The organism is Pseudorhizobium marinum (assembly GCF_000705355.1).
GTDB classification, from domain to species: domain Bacteria; phylum Pseudomonadota; class Alphaproteobacteria; order Rhizobiales; family Rhizobiaceae; genus Neorhizobium; species Neorhizobium pelagicum.
Genome location: NZ_JMQK01000001.1, coordinates 149,237 through 170,127, shown reverse-complemented (window position 1 = coordinate 170,127; position 20,891 = coordinate 149,237). Strand labels below are relative to the sequence as shown.

General features: G+C 64.4%; 23 protein-coding genes and 1 pseudogene. 13 read left to right on the top strand and 11 right to left on the bottom strand.

Annotation, left to right across the window (positions count from 1 at the left end):
- Window positions 1-205: 205 nt before the first annotated feature.
- The gene (gene rcdA, locus EO99_RS0100840; protein WP_029616756.1) at window positions 206-718 is read left to right on the top strand and encodes a protease adaptor protein RcdA; all 513 of its coding nucleotides are present in this window, start codon (window positions 206-208) and stop codon (window positions 716-718) included.
- A 138-nt stretch (window positions 719-856) separates the two neighbouring features.
- Here rcdA and rpmE read toward each other — a convergent pair whose 3' ends face one another.
- On the bottom strand, window positions 857-1,078 hold the full coding sequence (gene rpmE / locus EO99_RS0100835) for a 50S ribosomal protein L31 (RefSeq protein WP_029616755.1): 222 nt from the start codon (window positions 1,076-1,078) through the stop codon (window positions 857-859).
- Window positions 1,079-1,260: 182 nt separating this feature from the next.
- On the opposite strand from rpmE, the gene EO99_RS0100830 reads away from it, so the two are divergent.
- Window positions 1,261-3,057 (top strand): ABC transporter transmembrane domain-containing protein, encoded by a 1,797-nt coding sequence (locus EO99_RS0100830; protein ID WP_029616754.1) that lies wholly within the window; start codon window positions 1,261-1,263, stop codon window positions 3,055-3,057.
- Here EO99_RS0100830 and EO99_RS0100825 read toward each other — a convergent pair.
- The 5 genes from EO99_RS0100825 to EO99_RS0100805 form a co-directional block, all read right to left on the bottom strand.
- The gene (locus tag EO99_RS0100825; RefSeq protein ID WP_029616753.1) at window positions 3,044-4,075 is read right to left on the bottom strand and encodes a peptidoglycan -binding protein; all 1,032 of its coding nucleotides are present in this window, start codon (window positions 4,073-4,075) and stop codon (window positions 3,044-3,046) included. The two genes, EO99_RS0100830 and EO99_RS0100825, sit on opposite strands and share 14 nt — an antisense overlap.
- A gap of 3 nt (window positions 4,076-4,078) precedes the next feature.
- Entirely contained in the window at window positions 4,079-5,128 is a 1,050-nt protein-coding gene (locus tag EO99_RS0100820; protein WP_029616752.1) for a hypothetical protein, read from the bottom strand.
- 107 nt (window positions 5,129-5,235) lie between these two features.
- On the bottom strand, window positions 5,236-6,036 hold the full coding sequence (locus EO99_RS0100815) for an inositol monophosphatase family protein (protein WP_029616751.1): 801 nt from the start codon (window positions 6,034-6,036) through the stop codon (window positions 5,236-5,238).
- 216 nt (window positions 6,037-6,252) lie between these two features.
- Window positions 6,253-7,359: a tetratricopeptide repeat protein gene (locus EO99_RS0100810; RefSeq protein WP_408002855.1), complete on the bottom strand. Its 1,107-nt coding sequence runs from the start codon at window positions 7,357-7,359 to the stop codon at window positions 6,253-6,255.
- A gap of 8 nt (window positions 7,360-7,367) precedes the next feature.
- Window positions 7,368-8,021, bottom strand: coding sequence for a thiamine phosphate synthase (locus EO99_RS0100805; RefSeq protein ID WP_029616749.1), 654 nt, complete (start codon window positions 8,019-8,021; stop codon window positions 7,368-7,370).
- A 93-nt stretch (window positions 8,022-8,114) separates the two neighbouring features.
- On the opposite strand from EO99_RS0100805, the gene EO99_RS0100800 reads away from it, so the two are divergent.
- Both EO99_RS0100800 and EO99_RS0100795 read left to right on the top strand, forming a co-directional pair.
- A complete protein-coding gene (locus EO99_RS0100800) occupies window positions 8,115-8,876 on the top strand; it encodes a sulfite exporter TauE/SafE family protein (RefSeq protein ID WP_029616748.1) in 762 nt (253 codons plus the stop codon).
- Window positions 8,877-8,957: 81 nt separating this feature from the next.
- Window positions 8,958-9,218 carry an ArsR/SmtB family transcription factor gene (locus tag EO99_RS0100795; protein WP_029616747.1) on the top strand — a complete coding sequence of 87 codons (261 nt, stop codon included), beginning with the start codon at window positions 8,958-8,960 and terminating at the stop codon, window positions 9,216-9,218.
- Window positions 9,219-9,319: 101 nt separating this feature from the next.
- Here EO99_RS0100795 and EO99_RS26520 read toward each other — a convergent pair whose 3' ends face one another.
- On the bottom strand, window positions 9,320-9,496 hold the full coding sequence (locus tag EO99_RS26520; protein ID WP_037110801.1) for a YdcH family protein: 177 nt from the start codon (window positions 9,494-9,496) through the stop codon (window positions 9,320-9,322).
- A gap of 230 nt (window positions 9,497-9,726) precedes the next feature.
- Between EO99_RS26520 and EO99_RS0100785 the strand changes: the two genes are divergently transcribed.
- The 6 genes from EO99_RS0100785 to EO99_RS0100760 all read left to right on the top strand — a co-directional run bounded on the left by EO99_RS0100785 (window position 9,727) and on the right by EO99_RS0100760 (window position 13,487).
- A complete protein-coding gene (locus EO99_RS0100785) occupies window positions 9,727-9,930 on the top strand; it encodes a YdcH family protein (RefSeq protein WP_029616746.1) in 204 nt (67 codons plus the stop codon).
- Between the two features lie 13 nt (window positions 9,931-9,943).
- Window positions 9,944-10,441 (top strand): 5-(carboxyamino)imidazole ribonucleotide mutase, encoded by a 498-nt coding sequence (gene purE / locus EO99_RS0100780; protein ID WP_029616745.1) that lies wholly within the window; start codon window positions 9,944-9,946, stop codon window positions 10,439-10,441.
- Window positions 10,441-11,520 carry a 5-(carboxyamino)imidazole ribonucleotide synthase gene (locus EO99_RS0100775; protein ID WP_029616744.1) on the top strand — a complete coding sequence of 360 codons (1,080 nt, stop codon included), beginning with the start codon at window positions 10,441-10,443 and terminating at the stop codon, window positions 11,518-11,520. The genes purE and EO99_RS0100775 overlap by 1 nt, the downstream gene beginning before the upstream one ends.
- 130 nt (window positions 11,521-11,650) lie before the next feature.
- Window positions 11,651-11,776, top strand: a complete 126-nt coding sequence (gene ykgO, locus EO99_RS0100770; RefSeq protein ID WP_007607121.1) for a type B 50S ribosomal protein L36 — start codon at window positions 11,651-11,653, stop codon at window positions 11,774-11,776.
- 104 nt (window positions 11,777-11,880) lie between these two features.
- Window positions 11,881-12,474 (top strand): tetratricopeptide repeat protein, encoded by a 594-nt coding sequence (locus EO99_RS0100765; protein ID WP_029616743.1) that lies wholly within the window; start codon window positions 11,881-11,883, stop codon window positions 12,472-12,474.
- Window positions 12,475-12,488: 14 nt separating this feature from the next.
- Complete coding sequence (locus tag EO99_RS0100760; RefSeq protein WP_051679660.1) at window positions 12,489-13,487, top strand: alpha/beta fold hydrolase; 999 nt, start codon at window positions 12,489-12,491, stop codon at window positions 13,485-13,487.
- Window positions 13,488-13,521: 34 nt separating this feature from the next.
- Here EO99_RS0100760 and pyk read toward each other — a convergent pair whose 3' ends face one another.
- Window positions 13,522-14,961: a pyruvate kinase gene (pyk, locus tag EO99_RS0100755; protein WP_029616741.1), complete on the bottom strand. Its 1,440-nt coding sequence runs from the start codon at window positions 14,959-14,961 to the stop codon at window positions 13,522-13,524.
- A pseudogene (locus tag EO99_RS0100750) lies at window positions 14,961-15,353 on the bottom strand (DUF1036 domain-containing protein); the annotation flags it as partial. The pseudogene EO99_RS0100750 and the gene pyk, both read right to left, overlap by 1 nt.
- A gap of 270 nt (window positions 15,354-15,623) precedes the next feature.
- On the opposite strand from EO99_RS0100750, the gene EO99_RS0100745 reads away from it, so the two are divergent.
- The 3 genes from EO99_RS0100745 (at window position 15,624) to EO99_RS0100735 (ending at window position 17,111) form a co-directional block, all read left to right on the top strand.
- A complete protein-coding gene (locus EO99_RS0100745) occupies window positions 15,624-16,439 on the top strand; it encodes an N-formylglutamate amidohydrolase (RefSeq protein ID WP_029616739.1) in 816 nt (271 codons plus the stop codon).
- Entirely contained in the window at window positions 16,439-16,747 is a 309-nt protein-coding gene (locus tag EO99_RS0100740) for a DUF1244 domain-containing protein (protein WP_029616738.1), read from the top strand. Before EO99_RS0100745 ends, EO99_RS0100740 begins: the two co-directional genes overlap by 1 nt.
- Before the next feature lie 85 nt (window positions 16,748-16,832).
- Window positions 16,833-17,111 (top strand): DUF2312 domain-containing protein, encoded by a 279-nt coding sequence (locus EO99_RS0100735; protein WP_029616737.1) that lies wholly within the window; start codon window positions 16,833-16,835, stop codon window positions 17,109-17,111.
- Between the two features lie 70 nt (window positions 17,112-17,181).
- Here the strand turns inward: EO99_RS0100735 and EO99_RS0100730 are convergent, their stop codons facing one another.
- Together EO99_RS0100730 and EO99_RS0100725 are read right to left on the bottom strand one after the other, a co-directional pair.
- Window positions 17,182-19,029 (bottom strand): DUF882 domain-containing protein, encoded by a 1,848-nt coding sequence (locus EO99_RS0100730; RefSeq protein WP_408002854.1) that lies wholly within the window; start codon window positions 19,027-19,029, stop codon window positions 17,182-17,184.
- A 189-nt stretch (window positions 19,030-19,218) separates the two neighbouring features.
- Window positions 19,219-20,796, bottom strand: a complete 1,578-nt coding sequence (locus tag EO99_RS0100725) for a sigma-54-dependent transcriptional regulator (protein WP_029616735.1) — start codon at window positions 20,794-20,796, stop codon at window positions 19,219-19,221.
- Window positions 20,797-20,891: the final 95 nt, after the last annotated feature.

Sequence of the window (20,891 nt, the reverse complement as noted above, 5' to 3'; positions counted from 1 at the left end):
CTTTCTCCCTGTTTTACCTTGAGAGCCGCTTTTGCGGCTCTTTTTTTACCGGCAACTTTCAAAAGTGTGGGTATTAACCCTTCCTTAAGAAACGCCTTGCGGATTCCGGTTATAAACCTCATCTTAACTTCAACAAAAAGGCGGATCGGAACCTTTTCCTCCGGTCGCCATTGCTTGATAGTGATGCGTTAGCAAGGTGAATTCCATGTCGGAACTGGGACTGAATACGGTCAACTTCGCAGGTCGAGCCGCTGCCTCATCGCATTTCAAGGCTCTTTATGCTGAAGGAATGTCGTTGGTGGAGGAGACTGCAGCTTATCTGGACGGACCGGGTCGTGCCGCCTCCAAGGTGCTGCCGCGGATCGCGTCCGTTCTTTACGCCGCCGAGTCGATGCGCCTGACGACCCGGCTGATGCAGATGGCCTCCTGGCTTCTCCTGCAGCGCGCCGTCAACAACGGCGAGATGAGCAAGGACCAGGTTCTCATCGAGAAGAACAAGGTTCGCCTCGACGGCTTCAACGTCGACAAGAATGCACCCGGCTGGCTGGATCTGCCGGAGGGCTTTCGTGATCTCGTCGAGCGCTCGCTGCGCCTGCAGAACCGTGTTGCCCTGCTCGACCGCGAGATCTACCGCCCCAGCGATCCTGTCGTCACTCCCGACAACGAGAACGGCGTGCGCGCGCAGCTCAACCTGCTGCAGACCGCTTTCAGCGCCTGATCCGAGTTGACCCCAAACGCATCGACAGAAGCAGGCTTCGGCCTGCTTTTTTTGTGCGCGGATTCTTTGAGTGCTGATTCCGGGCAAGAAAAAACCCGGCCTGGACCGGGTTCTTGATGTCGATGCGGGTCGATCGGCTTAGAGGCCGAGACCGCCGAAGCGCTTGTTGAACTTCGAGACGCGGCCGCCACGGTCCATCATCTGCTGGTTGCCGCCGGTCCATGCGGGATGCGACTTCGGGTCGATCTCGAGGTTCATGGTGGCGCCTTCCGAACCCCAGGTCGAGCGGGTTTCGTATTCGGTACCATCGGTCATCACGACCTTGATGGTGTGGTATTCTGGATGAATATCAGTCTTCATGGCCCTATTCCTGCTGCCCGGGGTCCATATGTCGCAATTGCGAACGCAGACCCTCTTTAATAAATGAAGCCGCAGACCGGCCGGCCACGGCTTCCCAATTCGATGCGGAGCCTATACAGGAAGGCCGCCGGTAGCACAAGGGCCGACGCACTCCGAAAGAGTTCGTCGAGTATGGGGGCAAAGTGGAATACGCAGAAGACAGAAAGTCGAGAGGCAAGGCCATCGGGCCGCTCGCTCGGCTCCTTCCCTACCTCTCGCGCTACCGTGGCCTCGTCATCGGCGCCCTCTTCTCCCTGACCCTTTCCGCCGCCGCGACGCTGGCGCTGCCGCTGGCAGTCCGGCGCATGATCGATCACGGCTTTGCAGCAGCCGACGGCGTCTTCATCAACAACTACTTCGGCATGCTGTTTGCCCTGGCGGCGCTCCTCGCGCTCGCCAGCGCCATGCGATACTATTTCGTCATCACGGTCGGAGAGCGGGTCGTCGCCGATCTTCGCCGCGATGTGTTTGCCCGCGTCACGACGCTGTCGCCTGCCTTCTTCGACGTCAACCAGTCCGGCGAAATCGTCTCGCGGCTGACAGCCGACACCGTTCAGATCAAGTCCGCCTTCGGCTCGGCCGCCTCACAGGCGTTGCGCAACACCATCCTCTGTCTCGGCGCCATGGGCATGATGGTCTACACCAGCCCGCAGCTGTCGGGCCTGGCACTGGGCGCCATCCCCTTCATCGTCTTTCCGCTGGTCGCCTTCGGCCGCTCCGTCCGCAAGCGCTCCAGGGCCGCCCAGGACACCCTGGCGCGCACCTCAGCCTTTGCGGCCGAGACCGTCGGTGCCGCACGCACGGTGCAGGCCTTCAATGGCGAGACCGCCGCCGCCGCCCGTTATGCCAGCACCGTCGAGGATGCCTTCGGCGCCGCACGCACGGCAATCCGGTCGAGGGCCCTCCTCACCGGCTTTGCCATCCTGATGATCTTCGGCAGCATTGTCGGCGTTCTCTGGTACGGGGCGCAGAACGTGCTCTCCGGCACCATGACCGCGGGTACGCTTGGTCAGTTCGTTCTCTATTCCGTCATCGCCGCCAGTGCTCTCGGCCAGCTCTCGGAAGTCTGGGGCGAACTCTCGCAGGCAGGCGGCGCCGCCGAGCGGCTGACGGAACTGCTTCACGAAAAGCCGGCAGTGACGGAGCCGGAAAACCCGGTTGCCCTGCCCTCGCCGCCGCGTGGCGACGTGGCGTTCGATGCCGTCTCCTTCGCCTACCCGACCCGTGAGAACGCCGTTACCCTGGATCGCCTCTCCTTCCATATCCGTCCCGGCGAGACGGTGGCCTTCGTCGGCCCCTCGGGGGCCGGCAAGAGCACGCTCTTCTCCCTGCTTCTGCGCTTCTACGATCCGGTGGCCGGCGCGATTCGCCTCGACGGCGTCGATCTGCGCGAGACCTCGCTGCACCAGCTGCGCGAGCGGCTGGCGATCGTCCCGCAGGACGTCACCATCTTCGCCGCCTCCATCCACGACAACATCGCCTTCGGCACGCCCGGGGCAACGCGGGAGGCCGTGCGCACGGCCGCCATCGCCGCGCAGGCCGACGAGTTCATCTCCAGACTGGAGGATGGCTACGACACGCTGGCAGGAGAGCGCGGCATCACGCTCTCGGGTGGCCAGCGGCAGCGGATTGCCATCGCCCGCGCCATCCTGCGCGACGCCCCCGTGCTGCTGCTCGATGAGGCCACCTCGGCCCTGGACGCCGAAAGCGAGACGCTGGTGCAGAAGGCGCTCGACGGCCTGATGAAGGACCGCACCACGCTGGTGATCGCCCATAGGCTGGCAACAGTCCTCAAGGCCGACCGCATCCTGGTGATCGACGAGGGCCGGATCGTCGAGGAAGGCACGCACCAGACCCTGATCGCCAAGGGCGGGCTCTATGCCCGCCTCGCGCGCCTGCAGTTCCACGACATCGAGCGCGACGCCGTCACCGCTCTGTGAGCTTCAGCTCGATACGGCGGTTCTGGTTGCGAACCTCCGGCGTATCGCCCTCGGCAATCGGCTGGTATTCCCCGAAGCCGGCGGCAACCAGGCGGTTTGCCGGCACACCTTGCGAGATCAGGTATTTGACGACCGAGGTGGCGCGCGCCGAGGAAAGCTCCCAGTTGTCGCGGTAGCGGCCGGTTCCGGTCAAAGGCGAAGCGTCGGTGTGTCCGTCGACGCGCAGCACCCAGTTGATCTCCTCGGGTATCTCGCGAGCCAGCTCCAGAACCGCGGTCGCCAGTTTCGCCATCTCGGCCTGTCCCGCCTCGTCGAGATCCGCGCCACCCACCGGAAACAGCACTTCCGACTGGAAGACAAAGCGGTCGCCGACGATGCGGATGTTTTCGCGGTCCGACAGGATTTCCCGCAGACGCCCGAAGAAGTCGGACCGGTAGCGGTTCAGCTCCTGCACCCTTTGCGCCAGGGCCACGTTGAGGCGGCGCCCGAGATCGGCGATCTGGGTCTGCGAGGTCTGGTCCTTGGCTTCCGAGGCCTGTAGTGCCTCCTCCACGGCCGCGATCTGGGCGCGAAGGGCCGCGATCTGCTGGTTCAGCAGATCGATCTGATTCATCGCACGAGCGCTGACCTGCTGTTCCTGGTTCAACTGGTCCGTCAGCTGGCCGATCCGGGTATTGGCGGTACTGCTGCTGCCGGCACCCTGGTCGAGCAGGGACTGCAGGCGGCTTCTCTCGCTCTCGGAGGTCGAAAGCGATGACTGCAGGTTTGCGAGCGTATCTTCCAGGTCCTGCGCATTGCCCTTTTCGAGCGCCAGCAGCTGCGTCAGCTCGGCGATCTGGCTGTTCAGCCGGGTGAGCACTTCGTCCCGCCCGGTGATCTCGCGGCTGAGAATGAACTGCGCCAGCACGAAGACGGTGAGCAGGAACATGATGGCGAGCAGGAGCGTGGAGAGCGCATCCACGAATCCCGGCCAATAGTCGACGCCCCGTTCCCGGCGGCGGTTCTTGACGAGCGCCATCGGCTACTTGCCCCCGATCTTTTCGGAGAGCCTGTCGAGCGTGCGCCGCATCGCCTTCGATTCTTCCTGCTGCGCCTCGATCCAGTCGCGCAGCATCTGCTGTTCGTTGCGCATGTTCTTGACGAGGCCCTGGATGCCTTCGGCGAGATTGGCCATGGCCGCCAGCGACTTCTCGCTCTGCCCGCCGTCCGAGGCCTTCGACTGCGCCGCCGTCAGCTTGCGCAGCTGGTCGGTGAGCGCCTTCATCTCGACCGACGATCCGGCCGTCGCATCAGCCGCCGCAGTCGGCGCAAGGTCGAAGCCGACGTCGGTGAGCGACGACAGCCAGTTTTCCAGTTCCGTGTAGAAGCGGTTCTGGGCGCGGCCGGCCTGGATGTCGAGAAAGCCGAGGATCAGCGAGCCGGAAAGGCCGAGCAGCGACGACGAAAAGGCCGTGCCCATGCCGGCCAGCGGCGCCGTCAAGCCGCTCTTCAGGGCATTGAGAACGTCGTTGGTATCGCCGCCGCTGGGATCGAGGGTCTGGATCACCGTGCTGATGGAGGCGATCGTGCCGATCAGGCCCCAGAAGGTACCGAGCAGTCCGAGGAAGACGAGAAGCCCGATCAGATACCGGGAGATCTCCCGCGATTCGTCGAGCCGCGTGCCGATCGAATCGAGGATGGAGCGTTGCGACGACGGCGACAGCAGCATCGTCTTCCGGCGGCCGATCAGCGCCCGCATCGGCGCCAGCAGCCGTGGCTCCCGCCCGACCTTGTCCGCGCTGCCGGCGGCCCGGTAGGAATTGAACCAGCGCACCTCTGGAATGAGGCTAAACACCTGGTTGAACACCAGCACGATCCCGATGATCAGGACGCCCAGGATGAAGCCATTCAGTCCGGGGTTTGTCATGAACGCGGTATGCGCCTGACGGTAGAGAATGGCAGCGATGAAGCCGACCAGAATCAGGAAGATCAGCATCGTCCACAGAAAGGGGACGGGGTTGGAGAGTTTGTGGGCATAGCCACCGCGGCCCGTTTCCGCCTCGTCCAGATCGTCCACTTTCGCATCCACCATATTATGACTCGGCCTCCGGTCCTGTTTGGCCGGAGGCTAGTGGAAAAATGCGACGAATTGAAGTGCCGAAGCGCTGGCTACCGCAGGCAGCAACCGCTCATTTGCGGTTATCGTGTCGGTACCGGCCGGTTCGCGACCTCGAGCAGCGCCTTGTGGATATGCTCGTTGCCCGCCACCACGCTGCGGCTTTCGAAGATGTTGGTGGAGCCCTTCATGTCGCTGATGAACCCACCCGCCTCGCGGATCAGCACCAGTCCGGCCGCCACGTCCCATGGCGACAGTTCGACCTCCCAGAAGCCGTCGAGGCGACCGGCTGCCACATAGGCGAGATCGAGCGCTGCCGCCCCCATGCGCCGGATGCCGGCGGCTTCGCCCATGACGTGGCGAAGCTCGACCAGGAACTTGCCGTGGTTGCCGCGGCCCAGATGCGGAACGCCGCAGCCGATGACGCAATCGGAGAGCACCCGGCGGGAGGCGACCCGCAGGCGGCGATCGTTGAGGAAGGCGCCACCGCCCCGCTCGGCGGTGTAGAGTTCGTCGGTTGCCGGATTGAAGATGACGCCGGCCACCACTTCGCCGTTGCGCTCAAGCGCGATGGAGACGGCGAACTGCGGGATGCCGTGCAGGAAGTTGGTGGTTCCGTCGAGCGGATCGACGATCCAGCGGTGCGCGCCATCCGTGCCGATGATCTCCTCGCTCTCCTCCCCGAGGAAGCCATAGGTCGGGCGCGCCTTCATCAGCTCGTCGTGGACGATCTTCTCTGCCTTCAGGTCCGCCTGCGAAACGAAGTCGCTCGGTCCCTTGACCGACACCTGCAGGTTCTGCACCTCACCGAAGTCGCGAGACAGTGATTTGCCAGCCTTGACGGCAGCCTGAACCATGACGTTGAGAAGAGCGGAACGAGCCATGCGGGAGGATCCTTGAAGTGCGGAAGCTTGCCCCGCAATCGGTCTGCAGCGGGACGCATTTCATAAGCAATGTAGTGATGGGCGGCTTCAAGACCACAAATCCGCGGCAAATTCAAGTCGTGCGCCGGGAGCGGCGTGATCTGCCTTGTCTGCCGGCCGGGCGTCTGGCAGATTTTCACGGCTTTGCTCACTGCGGCACCGACCCAGGCAGACTGATCAGCTGCGACGAAAGCGGTTCGCCGCCTCGATGCCCTTCTTCTGCTGCTCCTCGTCGATCCCGAGGAAGAAATCCTCGAGCTCCGGATCCTGCAGCCCCGCACGGCGGGAGAGCACATACCACTTGGTCGCCTCGATCGGATCGGGGCGGGTGCCGAGTGCATTGATGTAGAGATGCGCCAGCTTGTTCTGCGCCACGACATTGCCGCGCATGGCCGCTGTGCGCAGCCACTGGAACCCTTCATCGTAATCCCGTTCGCCGCCGACACCGTTGACGAGCCAGAGCCCCATGTCGAGCTGCGCGGTATCGAAGCCGGCCTTCGCGGAACGCTCCAGCCAGACCCGCGCCTGCCTCTGCTTCTCTTCCGGCAGGCCGGTGATCGCCACATAGAGCTGCGCGACGGCATATTGCGCGTCGGCCAGCCCCTGCGCCGCCGCCTTCTCGTAGAAAGGCAGGGCCAGTTTCAGGCCTTTTTCGCCTGGGTTGTCGGAGACGACGATCTGCGCCCAATTGAACTGCGCCGACGAATTGCCGGCCTCCGCCGCCTTGCGCATGAACTCGTCGGCCTTGTCCTTGTCCCGCTCCACGTTCCGCCCCGACATCAGCAGAAGCGCATATTGGAACATCGCCGCCGGATCGCCGCCCTCGGCCGCCTGGCCGTACCAGAAGGCCGCAGCCTTCGGGTCCCGCTTGATGCCAAGTCCCTTGCTCATCATCTCCGCCATGAGCGTCTGCGCGGCGGCATCTCCCTCTTCGGCCCGCGGCAGGGCCTTGGCGAGCGCCGTGACGTACATGCCGCGCTGATAGGCGCCATAGGCTTCGTCGACCGGGCCTTCATAGGGTTTTTCGGGAGGGGCCGGCGGCAGCGTCACGCCCATCCGCTGGTAGAGCTGAACGCCGCCGGAGGGCACGATCCCGTCCGGCTGCGGGCCGGCCTCCTCGCCGCCACCGACACGACCTTCCTTGATCGGCTGCGCGTCCGGCTCCAGCGGCCGCGTCACCGCGCGCTGCCCCTGCTGGGCAGCCGAAAGCGTCGGCATCAGCCCCGCAAGCGCTGCCGCAACAAGAAGAACACCGAGATTGTGACGCACAGGGATCGACCGCATGACGCCCATCAAGCGTTAAACCGTGGCGCTTTTTCGTCCAAGAGGGCATTGGCCGTCGCAATGGCTGCGGCCGGGCCTTCGGGATGCTCGAAGACGGCGAGCCGCAGCGCCACGAACTCCGCACCCGTTTCGGCAGCGGCGACCACCGAGGCACCCTCGTTGCCGCCCATGACGATGCAGGGAATTTCCACCATCGACGCCCACCATTCGGCAAGCGCCAGGTTCTTCGGGTGCGGCTCCGGCTTGATGTCGCCCTCGATCTTGCCGAAGAAGATGTAATCCGGCTGCGCCTCGCCGATTTCCAGCGCCTTGTGGCGCTCGGAAGCGCCGCCCGCGCCGACGATCATCTTCGGCGTGTGCTTGGCAAGCGTGTCGCGCAGGTCCTCGATGCTGCCCTCGAAATGCAGCCCGTCGGCCTTCGAGCGCCCGGCCGTCCGGCTGTCGCCGGCAATCAGCGCGGCGGCACCATGGGCCTGGGCGATCGGAACGATGTGCTCGGCGGCAATCTGGAACTGCTGGTCGTCGCGACCGTACTGCGGCAGGATGACGGTTGCGACATCGCCGGCGCCGAGCGCCTCTTCCAGTTGCTGTGCCTGCTTCTCGATGTCGTCTGCCGGGGGCAGGATCAGGACGAGTCGGCAACGGTCGTCGGTTTCGCGCATGGTGTTTCCTGTTCGGCAGCTTTATGAGACGAATACCGCTCGTCCCCTCCCCCGTTCGATAGACCGGACCGATAACTGGATCAACTGCCCGTCATGCAACTCGATCTCCTGTTCTTTGCCGCGGCCGTCCCGGCCGTGCTTCTTGTCGGTCTGTCGAAGGGAGGTCTGGGGGGCGCATTCGCGCTGATGGGCGTGCCGCTGCTGGCTCTCGTGGTCGATCCGCTGAAGGCGGCCGCCATCTTCCTGCCGATCCTGATCGTCATGGACATCGTCGCCCTCTGGGCATGGCGCCACCACAACGATCGCCGGACCCTGCTGATGATCCTGCCGGGCGGCATCTTCGGCATCGCGCTCGGCTGGGCGACCTCGGCCATGGTGCCGCCGGACGCGCTGCGCTTTCTCATCGCGCTCACCACCATCCTTTTTGCCGGCCGCTACTTCTACCAGGTCTACGGCCCGCGCTCCCAGGGCGAACGCCCGCCGCTGCCGCAAAGGCCGGTCGCCGCCACCTTCTGGGGAACGGTCGCCGGTTACGCGAGCTTCGTTGCCCATGCCGGCGGCCCGCCCTTCCAGATCTACGTGCTCCCGCTGCGGCTCGACCCGAAGTCCTATACCGGCGCCAGCGTCCGCTTCTTCGCGCTCGTCAACGCCATCAAGCTCATCCCCTATTTCGCGCTCGGCGCGCTGGATCTCGAAAACCTGACGGCATCCGCGACCCTGCTGCCTCTCGCGCTGGTGGCAACCATGATGGGAGCGGCCATCGTCCGCCGCCTGAAGGCCGAGGTCTTCTACCCGCTCACCTATGGGTTGGCGCTGGTCGCCGGTCTCAAGCTGATGTGGGATGCGGTGATCTAGGACCTGGGGTCACGCCGGCAGGCATGTTGCGTCGCACAATAATCCTTGCCGGACCTTCGGCTTTGGCCTAGCCTGCAACGCATGACGAGTACGGATCCATTTGCGGCGATTGCCGATCCGAACCGGCGCTACCTGCTGGAAGAGCTTCGCCGCGCGCCCAGAACCGTCAACGAACTGGCCCAAGGCTTGCCGATCAGCCGCCCGGCCGTCTCCCAGCACCTCAAGGCCCTGCTCGCCTGCAATCTGGTGACCGTCAGCAATGCCGGAACGAAACGGATCTATTCCGTCAACAACAAGGGCTTCGACAGGTTGAACCTTTGGCTTGATCAGTTCTGGTCGTAACCTTTCCAGCCACGACCAGACTGCTTGTGTTGGATTGATTGGGCCGCCTCTATTGCCTTACAAAACTACTGCGGGCGGCGGCAGGACATGGTCCACGGACCTTAGTGGCGCGTGGATGACTTCAGACGTTCCAGTTCGTCCTTGAGCCGGAGCTTGCGGCGCTTGAGGTCGACGATCTCGCGATCATCGGCAGAGGGAGATGACAGCACGGTCTGCAGCTCGTCTTCGAGTGCGCCATGTTTCTGTTCAAGCGATGCAATATGAGCCTGAATGGTCATGCGGCAAGTCCTCCTTGAGAAAACCTATCCCCGACTGTTCCTTGGCCGAAGGCTTCAGGTTTACGAAGGAAGTGTGACACGATCACCGGCGTTTGTCGAAGGTCAAATCGTGCTTTGAACGGGGCAATTTCGTGACCTTGCATAACTTCCAGTTAATGCCGTTTGATGGTAGGAGCTTGCGCGTATTGCCGGCGATGGGGCAGAGGTGGATCGGAATGGGGACTGCAATGATGGCCGACCAGGAACAGGCGGATATTCGGTTGGCGCTTGCCAGGCTCCGTCAGGAGCACGAGGACTACGACACCGCCATCAATGCCATGATCCAGGTCGGCTGCGAGGCGCTCCGCGTTCAGCGCATGAAGAAGAAGAAGCTGGTGATCAAGGACAAGATCACCCAGCTCGAAGACCAGATCCTTCCCGATATCATTGCCTGAGGAGGAAACGAGGATGACCTCCGATCGGCCCGCCGTTGCCATCATCATGGGGAGCCAGTCCGACTGGGAAACCATGAAGAATGCCGCCGACATGCTCGACCAGCTCGACGTCGGCTATGAAGCGCGAATCATTTCCGCCCACCGCACACCGGACCGCCTCGTCAGCTTCGCCAAGGGCGCCCGCGACGAAGGCTTCAAGGTGATCATCGCCGGAGCCGGCGGTGCCGCCCACCTTCCGGGAATGGCGGCCTCCATGACACCGCTGCCCGTCTTCGGCGTGCCGGTGCAGTCCAAGGCCCTGTCCGGCCAGGACAGCCTGCTCTCGATCGTACAGATGCCGGCCGGCATCCCCGTCGGAACGCTCGCCATCGGCAAGGCCGGTGCGGTGAATGCCGCCCTTCTGGCCGCCGCCGTGCTCGCCCTCGGTGACGAGGATCTTGCCGAACGCCTGGACGAATGGCGCGCCGCCCAGAGCGCCGCCGTCGCCGAATACCCCATGGACGCAGAGTAATGACAGTCACGACCATCGGCATCATCGGCGGCGGGCAGCTCGGCCGCATGCTGGCCATGGCCGCAGCCCGCCTCAACTTCCGCACCATCATCCTGGAACCGCAGGCCGACTGCCCGGCGGCGCAGCTTGCCAGCGAGCAGATCGTCGCCGCCTACGATGACCCGCAGGCCCTCGAGGCACTGGCGCGGGCCGCCGGCGTCGTCACCTATGAGTTTGAGAACGTGCCGGTCGGCGCCGCCGAGCGGCTGCAGGCCTCTGTGCCGGTCTTCCCGCCGCCCAAGGCCCTCCACGTGGCCCAGGACCGGCTGACGGAAAAACGCTTCCTCAATGACTGCGGTATCGCCACGGCCCGATTCCACGCCGTCGACAGCCAGGATGACCTCGTCGCCGCCCTGGCCGATTTCGGCGGCAGCGGCGTGCTGAAGACCTGCCGCTTCGGCTATGACGGCAAGGGCCAGCGCGTCTTCCGCTCCTCCGCCGACGATCCGGCCGGCGCCTTCGAGGCGCTTGGCGGCGTGCCGCTCATCCTGGAAAGCCTCGTGCCCTTCGAGCGCGAGATCTCGATCATTGCCGCGCGCGGCATCGATGGCACCGTTCTCTGCTATGACCCTGCCGAAAACGTCCACCGGAACGGCATCCTGCACACCTCCGTCGTTCCCGCGACAGCGCCCGACTCGACCGTCGCTGCGGCACGCGAGGCAGCCAGGAGCCTTCTCGATGCGCTCGGCTACGTCGGGGTCATCGGGATCGAGTTCTTCGTGATGGCCGATGGCGGGCTGATCGCCAACGAAATCGCTCCCCGCGTCCACAATACCGGCCACTGGACGGAGGCCGCCTGCGTGGTTTCGCAGTTCGAGCAGCATATCCGCGCTGTCGCCGGCCTGCCGCTCGGCAACCCGCGCCGGCACTCCGACTGCCGCATGACCAACCTCATCGGCGACGATATCCGCGACCTCTCCACCTGGCTGGAGCGGCCGGACACGCTTGTCCACCTCTACGGCAAGACGGAAGCACGACCAGGCCGGAAAATGGGCCATGTCACCGAACTGACGGGCTCTAAAACTCCGTCATATGGTTGACATGCCCCATGTCTCGGGTTATCTGCACGCCCAACCCCACAGCGCGCCCTTCTTCTCGGGAACAAGCGGCGCGTTTTTCAATGTAAAAGCCACGCGCGCCCGGCGCTCGTAAACTTTGCGGACGAGAACAATGAAGATCAAGAATTCGCTGAAAGCGCTGAAGGCCCGTCACCGCGATAACCGCCTGGTTCGCCGCAAGGGTCGCGTTTACATCATCAACAAGATGAACCCGCGCTTCAAGGCCCGCCAGGGCTGATCGACAGCCGCTAACGGCAGGGTTTCTGACCTTTGTCGTTCACGTTGTCGAAAAGTACGGATTTCTGAATTGACCTTCGGCGCATGCGGCTTACTTTAATCCGCATGCGCCGAATTCGTTTGACCCACCTGCTGTTCACCATCGCTCTTGCGGCCTCCCCAGCGCTCTCGCAGACGCCTCCGGCAGCTGCGCCCGATGCGCCGGCCCAGGCCCGAGGAAACGGGCAGCTTCAGCCGCTCTACGATGCGCTGAAGCGCGAGAGGGACCCTGAAAAAGCCGGCAGCATCGCCAACGAGATCATGTCGGAGCTGAACGATTCGGGCAGTGCCACGGTCAATCTCCTGATGCAATGGGCGTCGACGGCGGTCGGCGAGAAACGCAACGGCGCCGCTCTCGATTTCCTTGACCAGGCGACCCTGCTGCGGCCGGATTTTGCCGAAGGCTGGAACCGCCGCGCGGGCCTGCACTACGCCATGGGCGATACGCGCAAGTCGATGGCCGACATCAACCAGGTCCTGCAGCGCGAGCCGCGCCACTTCGGCGCCATTGCCGGGATGGCCGCGATCCTCACGGACGTCGGTCAGGACGAACTCGCCCTGAAGGCCTGGCAGCGGTATCTCAGCATCTATCCGGCCGACCGCGACGCGCAGGAGGCGGCCATCAAGCTTTCCGAAAAGATTGCCGGCAGCCGCACCTGACCATGCTTCATGTCATGATCACGGTCCCCCTCGCCGTCCTCGGCCTCCTGCTGGCTGCCATGGGCTTCTCTGCCTGGAAGGCGCATGCCATCGAGCAGGAGTTTCCCAACCACGGCGAACTGCTCGACGTCGGCGGCTACAGCATGAACTCCCTCCACCTGCCGGCCGGCTCCGATGCGGACCTTCCACCGATCGTCTTTGTCCATGGGGCGGGCGGTAATCTGCGTGACCAGGAGACCGCCTTTCGGCCATCGCTGGAGGGTCGGGCCGAGCTCCTGTTCCTGGATCGGCCTGGCCACGGATATTCCGAACGGGGCGGCGACCAAAACGGCTTTCCCGATGGACAGGCCGATGCCATCGCCCGCCTCCTGGAGGCGCGCGGCATCGACCGGGCGATCATCGTCGGTCATTCCTTCGGCGGTGCGGTGGTCGCAAGCTTCGGGCTCCGTCACCCCGACAAGACGCTCGGTCTCGTCTTTCTGGCGCCGGCCACCCATCCATGGCCGGGCGGGGTCGACTGGTACTACGAGCTTGCGGCGCAGCCCTACATTGGCTGGCTCTTCACACGCACCATTCTTGTCCCTGCCGGGCTGATGCGCCTCGATCAGGCGACGAAGTCAGTCTTCGATCCGAATCCGCGGCCGTCCGAATATCTGATCCATGGCGCACCGGCTCTGGCGGTGAGGCCGCGCAACTTCCGCAACAATGCCATCGATGTCTTCAACCTGAATGGCTATGCCAAGCGCATTGCGCCCGAATATTCCCGGATCAAGGCACCGACGGTGATCATCAGCGGCAATCGCGACGGTGTCGTTGCCGAGGAGATCCACTCCGTGGGGCTGAGCCTCGATATCGAGGGATCCGAACTTGTCTGGATCGACCAATGCGGTCACAAGCCGGACTACGTCGCAACCGAGGTTGCCGTCGCGGCCATCGAGAAGATCGCCGGCCGCGACCGCAATCTCGATGCTGTGGCCGCGACGTTGGACGTGCGAACGGCGAAGGCCGACTAGGGCCGGATCACCGTCGAAGCACGCCCCGCTGTCGTCAGATGCCGCTCTGCCCGTCCGAGCCGATATAGGCGATGCGCAGCATGTTGGTCGCGCCCGGCGTGCCGAGCGGAACGCCGGCCGAGATGATGATGCGGTCGCCCGGCTTGCCGAAGCCTTCGCGCACCACGATGCGGCAGGCGCGGTTGACCATGTCGTCGAGATCCTCGGCATCCTGCGCCACCACGCAGTGCAGGCCCCAGACCACAGAAAGCCGTCGTGCCGTCTGGACGATCGGCGACAGCGCGATGATCGGCACCTGCGGCCGCTCGCGGGCGGCGCGAAGGCCGGTCGTGCCCGACGAGGTATAGGTCACGATCGCCGAGAGCCGCAGCGTCTCGGCAATCTGCCGGGCAGCGAGCGAGATGGCGTCGGCTCCGGTGGCTTCCGGGGTCGGGCGCTGCGCGTAGATGATGTTGGAATAATAGGGGTCGCGCTCGACGGTGCTGGCGACGGAGGCCATCGTGGCGACCGCTTCCACCGGATATTCGCCGGACGCCGATTCGGCCGACAGCATGATGGCGTCAGCGCCTTCGAAGACGGCGGTGGCAACGTCGGACACTTCGGCGCGGGTCGGCACCGGTGAGGTGATCATCGATTCGAGCATCTGGGTGGCGACGACCACCGGCTTGCCCGCACGACGACACGCGCGTGTCAGCTGCTTCTGCAGCCCGGGAACCGCTTCGAGCGGCATTTCGACGCCGAGATCGCCACGGGCCACCATCAGCGCGTCGGAAAGTTCGATGATCTCCTCGATCCGCTCGATGGCCTGCGGCTTCTCGATCTTCGACATCAGGCCGACGCGGCCACGGGCGATCTTGCGCACTTCCGCCAGATCCTCGGGACGCTGCACGAAGGAGAGCGCCACCCAGTCAACCTCGTTGGTGGCCAGCACCGCATCGAGATCGACGCGGTCCTTGTCGGTCAGGACGCCGACCGGCAGCAGCGTGTCGGGCAGGCTGATGCCCTTGCGGTCGGAGATCTTGTTGCCCGAGATGACGGTGCAGACGATCGACTTCCCGTTGGTCTTCTCGGCCCGCAGCAGAAGCTTGCCGTCGTCGATCAGCAGGCGATGGCCAGGCTTTACCGCTTCGAGAATTTCCGGATGCGGCAGGAAGACGCGCGTGGTGTCGCCCGGCTCTTCGCTGCTGTCGAGCGTGAAGGTCTGGCCAGGCTCCAGGGTCACCTTCGTTTCGGCGAACTTGCCGACGCGGAGCTTCGGTCCCTGCAGGTCGGCGAGGATGCCGATCGGCCGGCCGCAACGGGCCTCCACGGAGCGGATGCGCTGGATCAGCGTCCGCATCATCTCGTGGCTGGAATGGCTCATGTTGATGCGGAACAGATCGGCCCCTGCCTCGTGCAGTTTCTGGATCATGTCCTCTTCGGAAGATGCCGGCCCCAACGTGGCGAGGATCTTCACTTTGCGGTTGCGCTTCATCAATTCTGGCCTTCCTGCGTGTTCGGTGCATCCGAGAGCTGCACCATCCAGCTGCCCTGGCGCCCGGTGTCGTATTCCTTGAAGCCCATGCGCTGGTGGCCGCGGGCAAAACAATCCTCGACGCCGACGATCTTGAACTCGTTCTCGGCGGCGCACATGTTGACGTCGCCGGTCCAGCGCCCGCCACGGGCAGCGTCCTCGGCATAGAGGTAATAATAGCGGGACTGCAGCTCACCCTCGATCAGGGTGGCGCATGTGGATGCAGGGACCTGCCACCAGCCCTCGGTCGTCCAGCCTTCCTGCGCGCGGTAGCCGATTGCGACGCCCACAAGGTTCTGCGTGCCGTTGCAGACTCGGAAGTCGGCGCGCGCGGCATCGGCAGCAAACAGCGGGACGCTCAGCGTGGCCATGAATGCCAATGCGGGCATCAGGCGGAGCGGGCGGAGTTGAGAAAATCGGGATGATGTCGTCACGGCTTCCGATGGGACCCCATGGTTATTCGCAAAGCACTTTCTTCGCCCGGCAGGGGTAGAAAGTCAACGCAACTCTAATCGATTATACCGGCCTCATGCCGGAAGGGACGAGCTCGCGCTTGCACCCTCGGCCACCGCATGCGATCACCGGGCCTACACGCACCTGAACACCAGGATTACCTCATCCTCATGCCAGACTTCATCCCTTTCGAGATCATAGAAGGCGATTATGACGGCGGCATGGTCCTGCTTGCCGATCACGCGATGAACCGGCTTCCCCCGTCCTACGGCAGCCTCGGCCTGCCGGAGAGCGCCTTTCGCCGTCATATCGCCTTCGACATCGGCGTCGAGGCCCTGACCCGGCAGCTTGCCGCGCGGCTGAACGTGCCCGCCGTCCTCGGTTGCTTCTCAAGGCTGCTGATCGATCCGAACCGCGGCGAGGACGACCCGACGCTGATCATGAAGATCTCGGACGGCGCTATCATCCCCGGCAACTACCCGATCAGCGACGAGGAATCGCAACGGCGGCTCGACACCTATCACCGCCCCTATCATCGCGCCGTCGAGAGGACGCTTGCCAAGGCCGGCGCCTCGGGCCGCGCGCCGCTGGTGCTCTCGCTCCATTCCTTCACCCCGGCATGGAAAGGCGTTCCGCGCCCCTGGCATGCCGCGGTGCTGTGGGACACCGACCACCGCGCCGTTGCGCCGCTGCTGGAAGATCTGCGCCGGGATCCGGCGCTGCTGATCGGCGACAACGAACCCTATGACGGCGCGCTGCGCGGCGACACGCTCTATCGCCACTGCATGACGTCCGGAACGCCGCACGCCCTCCTCGAAGTCCGCCAGGACCTCATCGCCGACGAGCCGGGCATCGCCGAATGGGCCGATCGTCTGGCGCCGATCTTCTCCCGCCTCAATGAAGACGCGTCCCTGCACGAGTATCGGGTCTTCCCCTCGCGCACCGGCTCCTACCCCGGCCAGGACGCCCCATCGGAGCACGCATGATGACCGACCTGAGCAAAGATCAGCAGACCGAACTGGAAGCCGCCGCCTTCCGCCGCCTCGTGCAGCACCTGCGCGAGCGGACCGACGTCCAGAACATCGACCTCATGAACATGGCCGGCTTCTGCCGCAACTGCCTGTCGAACTGGTACATGGACGCCGCCAATGCCTCCGGGCTCGAGATGAGCAAGGACCAGTCGCGCGAAATCATCTACGGCATGCCGTACGACGAGTGGAAAAACCGTCACCAGAGCGAAGCCAGCAGCGATCAAAAAGCCGCATTCGCCGACAACAAGCCTGTTGATCACTGACTCCGCGAACGATTGGGCTTGACCTTCGGAGCCCTTCGCGGCAGGTGACACGTCAATCTCAGAACCTGAACTAGAGGAGACCTCGATGTCTGATGCTCATGGCGTCGCCCGCGACCAACTCCGCGCATTTGTCGAGCGCATCGAACGCCTGGAAGAAGAAAAGAAGACCATCGCCGACGACATCAAGGATGTTTACGGCGAGGCGAAATCGACCGGCTTCGACACCAAGATCCTCAAGAAGGTGATCGCGCTGCGCAAGAAGGACGATCAGGAGCGCATGGAAGAGGATCTGATCCTCGACACCTACCTGCAGGCGCTCGGCATGATCGACAGCGGCGTCGATGCCGAGGCAGACGCCGCCTGAGGCAGACTGCCGGACGAACGAAAAAACCCGCCGGTTCCGGCGGGTTTTTTATTGATCGCGTGTCGAAAGCCTAGCGCTTGGCTGCCGGAGGCGGGCTGAACCGGTTGAGGTCGATCGCGGCGGCACGGGTCACCGGCTTGAACGCGCCGGCGGCATAGGCTGCGGAATACTCGCCGTTGAGGGTGCGGGTCACGAGGCGGGGTGCCTTCACGGAGGCGACCTCTGCAAGCCGGTTGTTGCTGACCGCCCACTTTGCGACCAGATCGCCCGTCAGGGCCGGGGCGGCTTCCTGCGCGGCGGCCTTCGGCGTGCGTCCGCCCTTTGTCGGAGCGGTCATCTCCGGCGCCACCTGCGGGACGTCGAAAGCATCGCCGAACCGTGTGCCGGTGGTGGGTTGCTCGGCCTGCGGCGGAATGGAAGCGACCTCGACCGGCGCCTTCGGTGCGGGAACAGGCGCCGGCTTTGCCAGCGTCGATCGGGCATAGGCACCGCTTTCCGCAAGTGCGGCGACAACGGCCGGGGTCAGTTCCTGCTGTTCGTCGAGATCCGCCTCGGCCTCGGGATCGGCATTGACCGATGCCAGCAGTGGCTCGGTCGCAGACGGCCTCGTGGCCGGCAGCGGAACGGTCACCAGCACATCCTCGGAGAGATCCGCAGACACGGATGCGGTCATGATCGAGGCTTCGCTGTCGCCCTTCTGGCCGCGGGGGCCAAGCAGGGTCGGAACGGGGATCGCATACTGCTGCAGGTCGGCGAAGGCTTCGCTTTCAGCCGTCTGCAGGCTTGCGGCCGGCCGCGGCTCAGGCGGAAGCGCCGCCTGCAGAGCCTCCTGGGCGGCATTGCGGGCCGGTGAATAGAGTGCAGTGGCAAGTCCGCCCGGGCCGCCGTCCTGCCGGAAGGAAGGTCGAGACAGGGGCACGGGTGCCGCGATCGTCTCGACGCCGGGAAGCGCTTCGAGAGAAGGTGCGGGCTCGGCGGCCGCGACCATGACCTCCGGCTGCGGCTGCGGCTGCGGAGCAGGAGCAACGAGCGTCGGGCGCTCTGCAGGTGCCGGCGCCGCGATGGAATCGGCATCCTCGTCCTCGTCGCCGCCGCCGAAGAGCATGGCAAACAGGTTCGGACGCTTCTTTTCGTCGGAGCCGGACCGGCTGCCGCCGGCCGTGCTGGCGATCTGGATGCTGTCGCTGCTGACGCGCTTCTTGTAGCTCGCAAGTGCCTGCTGGTACCCCGGCAGCGGCTTTCCGTCTGCCGGCAGGTGCACGGTGTTGCCGTTCGGGAAGAGTTTCACGAGTTCCTGGCGGCTCATGCGCGGCCAGGCGCGGACGCCGCCGACGTCGAGGTGTACGAAGGGTGAGCCGGATGTCGGGTAATAGCCGACGCCACCCACCTGCATCTGCATCGCGAGCGATCGCAGGGTCGAGATCTTCACGCCGGGAATGTAGAAGTCCATGGCCTTACCGAGCGTGTGCTGGCTGTTCTTCGCCACGCCTTTGGTGCGCGACCGCAGCATGCCGTTAGTGGCCGGAGAGCGGTAGGCCGATACGACGTGGATGTAGTCCCTGGCACCACTGCGCCGATAGACTTCCCACACGAGGTCGAACAGGCGCGGATCCATCTTGGTGGGCTCGTTGCGCCGCCAGTCCCGCAGCAGCATGTTGATCTGCTGCAGACCGCGCGAGTCGAATCGGCCGTTCCGCTTGAAGACGATCTCGGCGCGCTCCTTCGTATGCACGAAATAGAGCTTCAGGCTGCGCGTTTCCGCAGCGGCACTGGATGAGGATGCAAACAGCAGCGGCAGGGCAAGACAGGCCGCCGCGGCGCAGGAAACAGCACCTTTGACGAAGGACTTGAGAAAGCCGCCCCTCCGCCCGTGCTGGTTCGCGCCTGACGGCGTGGCTAGTGCATTCTGATCCGGCAAGGCGATCCCCGTCCCTATCGACAACATCCGTTGTTGCCGTAAATGACTGTCAATTGCGGTGAGACAATGGCAATTTTGCCACACAATCACAAGCATCTCACTTGGAGTCAATAATTGGCTACCAAGAGATTGACAGAAGCTGACAGAACATCCTTGCGCGAAAGTTAACGCACGCTAATACGCCAAGCCTCAAGCGGCCTCCTTCAGTGGGTTGTCGGGGTCGATGCCGTAGTCCTTGAGCTTGCGGTAGAGCGTTGAACGGCCGATGCCGAGCTTGCGCGCCACCTGGCTCATCTGGCCGCGATAGAATTTCAGTGCAAAACGAATGAGTTCTTCCTCGACGTCCGCCAGCTTCCGCACGTCTCCGGTGCCATCCGTGGTGGGGATCACATTGTCCGACGCAGGATAGGCAGCTGCGAGCAGAGCCCGCGGATCGGGGCGGGAGGGACCTGCCGGCCGACCGAGGAAGCCGTCTGCCAGACGATGCGAGAGCTCCGAGGCCACGGCCTCGCGACGCTCGTCTGCCGGGCTGACGGCCCGTGCAACGGTCCGAACCGGCGCCGCGCCCGCCTTTAGTTCGGCGTTGGGAAAATGCGGCAGTTGTGCGGCAATCTGCGGAAAATCCGCCTCCGTCAGCTGCTCGTCCTGCGCCAGCACGACGGCGCGGAACAGGGCGTTCTCCAGTTCACGGACGTTGCCCGGCCAGTCATGCGCCGTCAGCAGCGCCAGCGCGGCTGGGCCGACCGTCACCGGCCGCGCCAGGTGCTGCTCGGTGGAGAAGCGCTGGGCGAACACCCGGGCGAGATGCGGAATATCCTCCTTGCGCCGGCGCAGGGCGGGAATGGTGATCGGAAAGACGTTGAGGCGATAGTAGAGATCCTCGCGGAAACGTTTTTCGCGAACCTCCTCGATGAGGTCCTTGTTGGTCGCCGAGATCAGCCGCACGTCGACATTTCGAACCGCGTCGGATCCGACGGCCTCGATCTCGCCGAACTGCACGGCGCGCAGCAGCTTCACCTGCACGTCGAGCGGCAGATTGCCGATCTCGTCGAGGAAGAGCGTGCCGCCATCGGCCTCGGCGAACTTGCCGGGCTGGCTCCCGCCACTTCCCTTCTCGTCGCCAAACAGGACGCTCTCGATGAGGTCGGCCGGAATCGAACCGCAGTTGACGGTGACGAAGGGCTTGCCTGCGCGATCGCTGCTGCACTGGATGGCGCGCGCGACCAGTTCCTTGCCGACGCCGGTCTCGCCTTCGAGCACGACCGGGATGGGCGACAGCGCGGCGCGCTGGGCCAGGTCGATGACCCGCATCATGTCGGCGCTGGCGGAAACGATGTCGCCGAACTGTACCGTTCCGGCACGCCCCTTGCGGGTGCCCCGGCCGCGGCCATCCTTCTGCTCCAGCTTCAGCGCATTGACGACGGACCCGGCGATCCGCTCGGGCGACACCGGCTTGACGACGAAGTCGAAGGCACCGGCCTGCATGGCGCGCACCAGGGCGTCGCCTTCCGCCTGGCCCGTCTGGACGATGACGGGCGCCGTGACACCCGTCTCCTGAATGGCCGTCAGAAGGCTCTCGCCCTCCGTACCCGGCATCATCATGTCGAGCACGATCACGTTGATCTGATCGCCGTGCAGCCGGAGGAATTCCAGGCCCGCACGACCGTTTTCGGCCATATGCACCACATGGTCATACCCTTCCAGCGCGCTCTTCAGAAGGCGGCGCTGAATGGGGTCGCTATCAATTACAAGGATTTGGGCAATCATGCTCGGCTCCCGACATCAATCATTAATGTCCCCTTGAGTTTCGGTATGCCGGCGGTTGTGCCAGAAAGGCTTGAACATCATCTTTTGAGAAACGC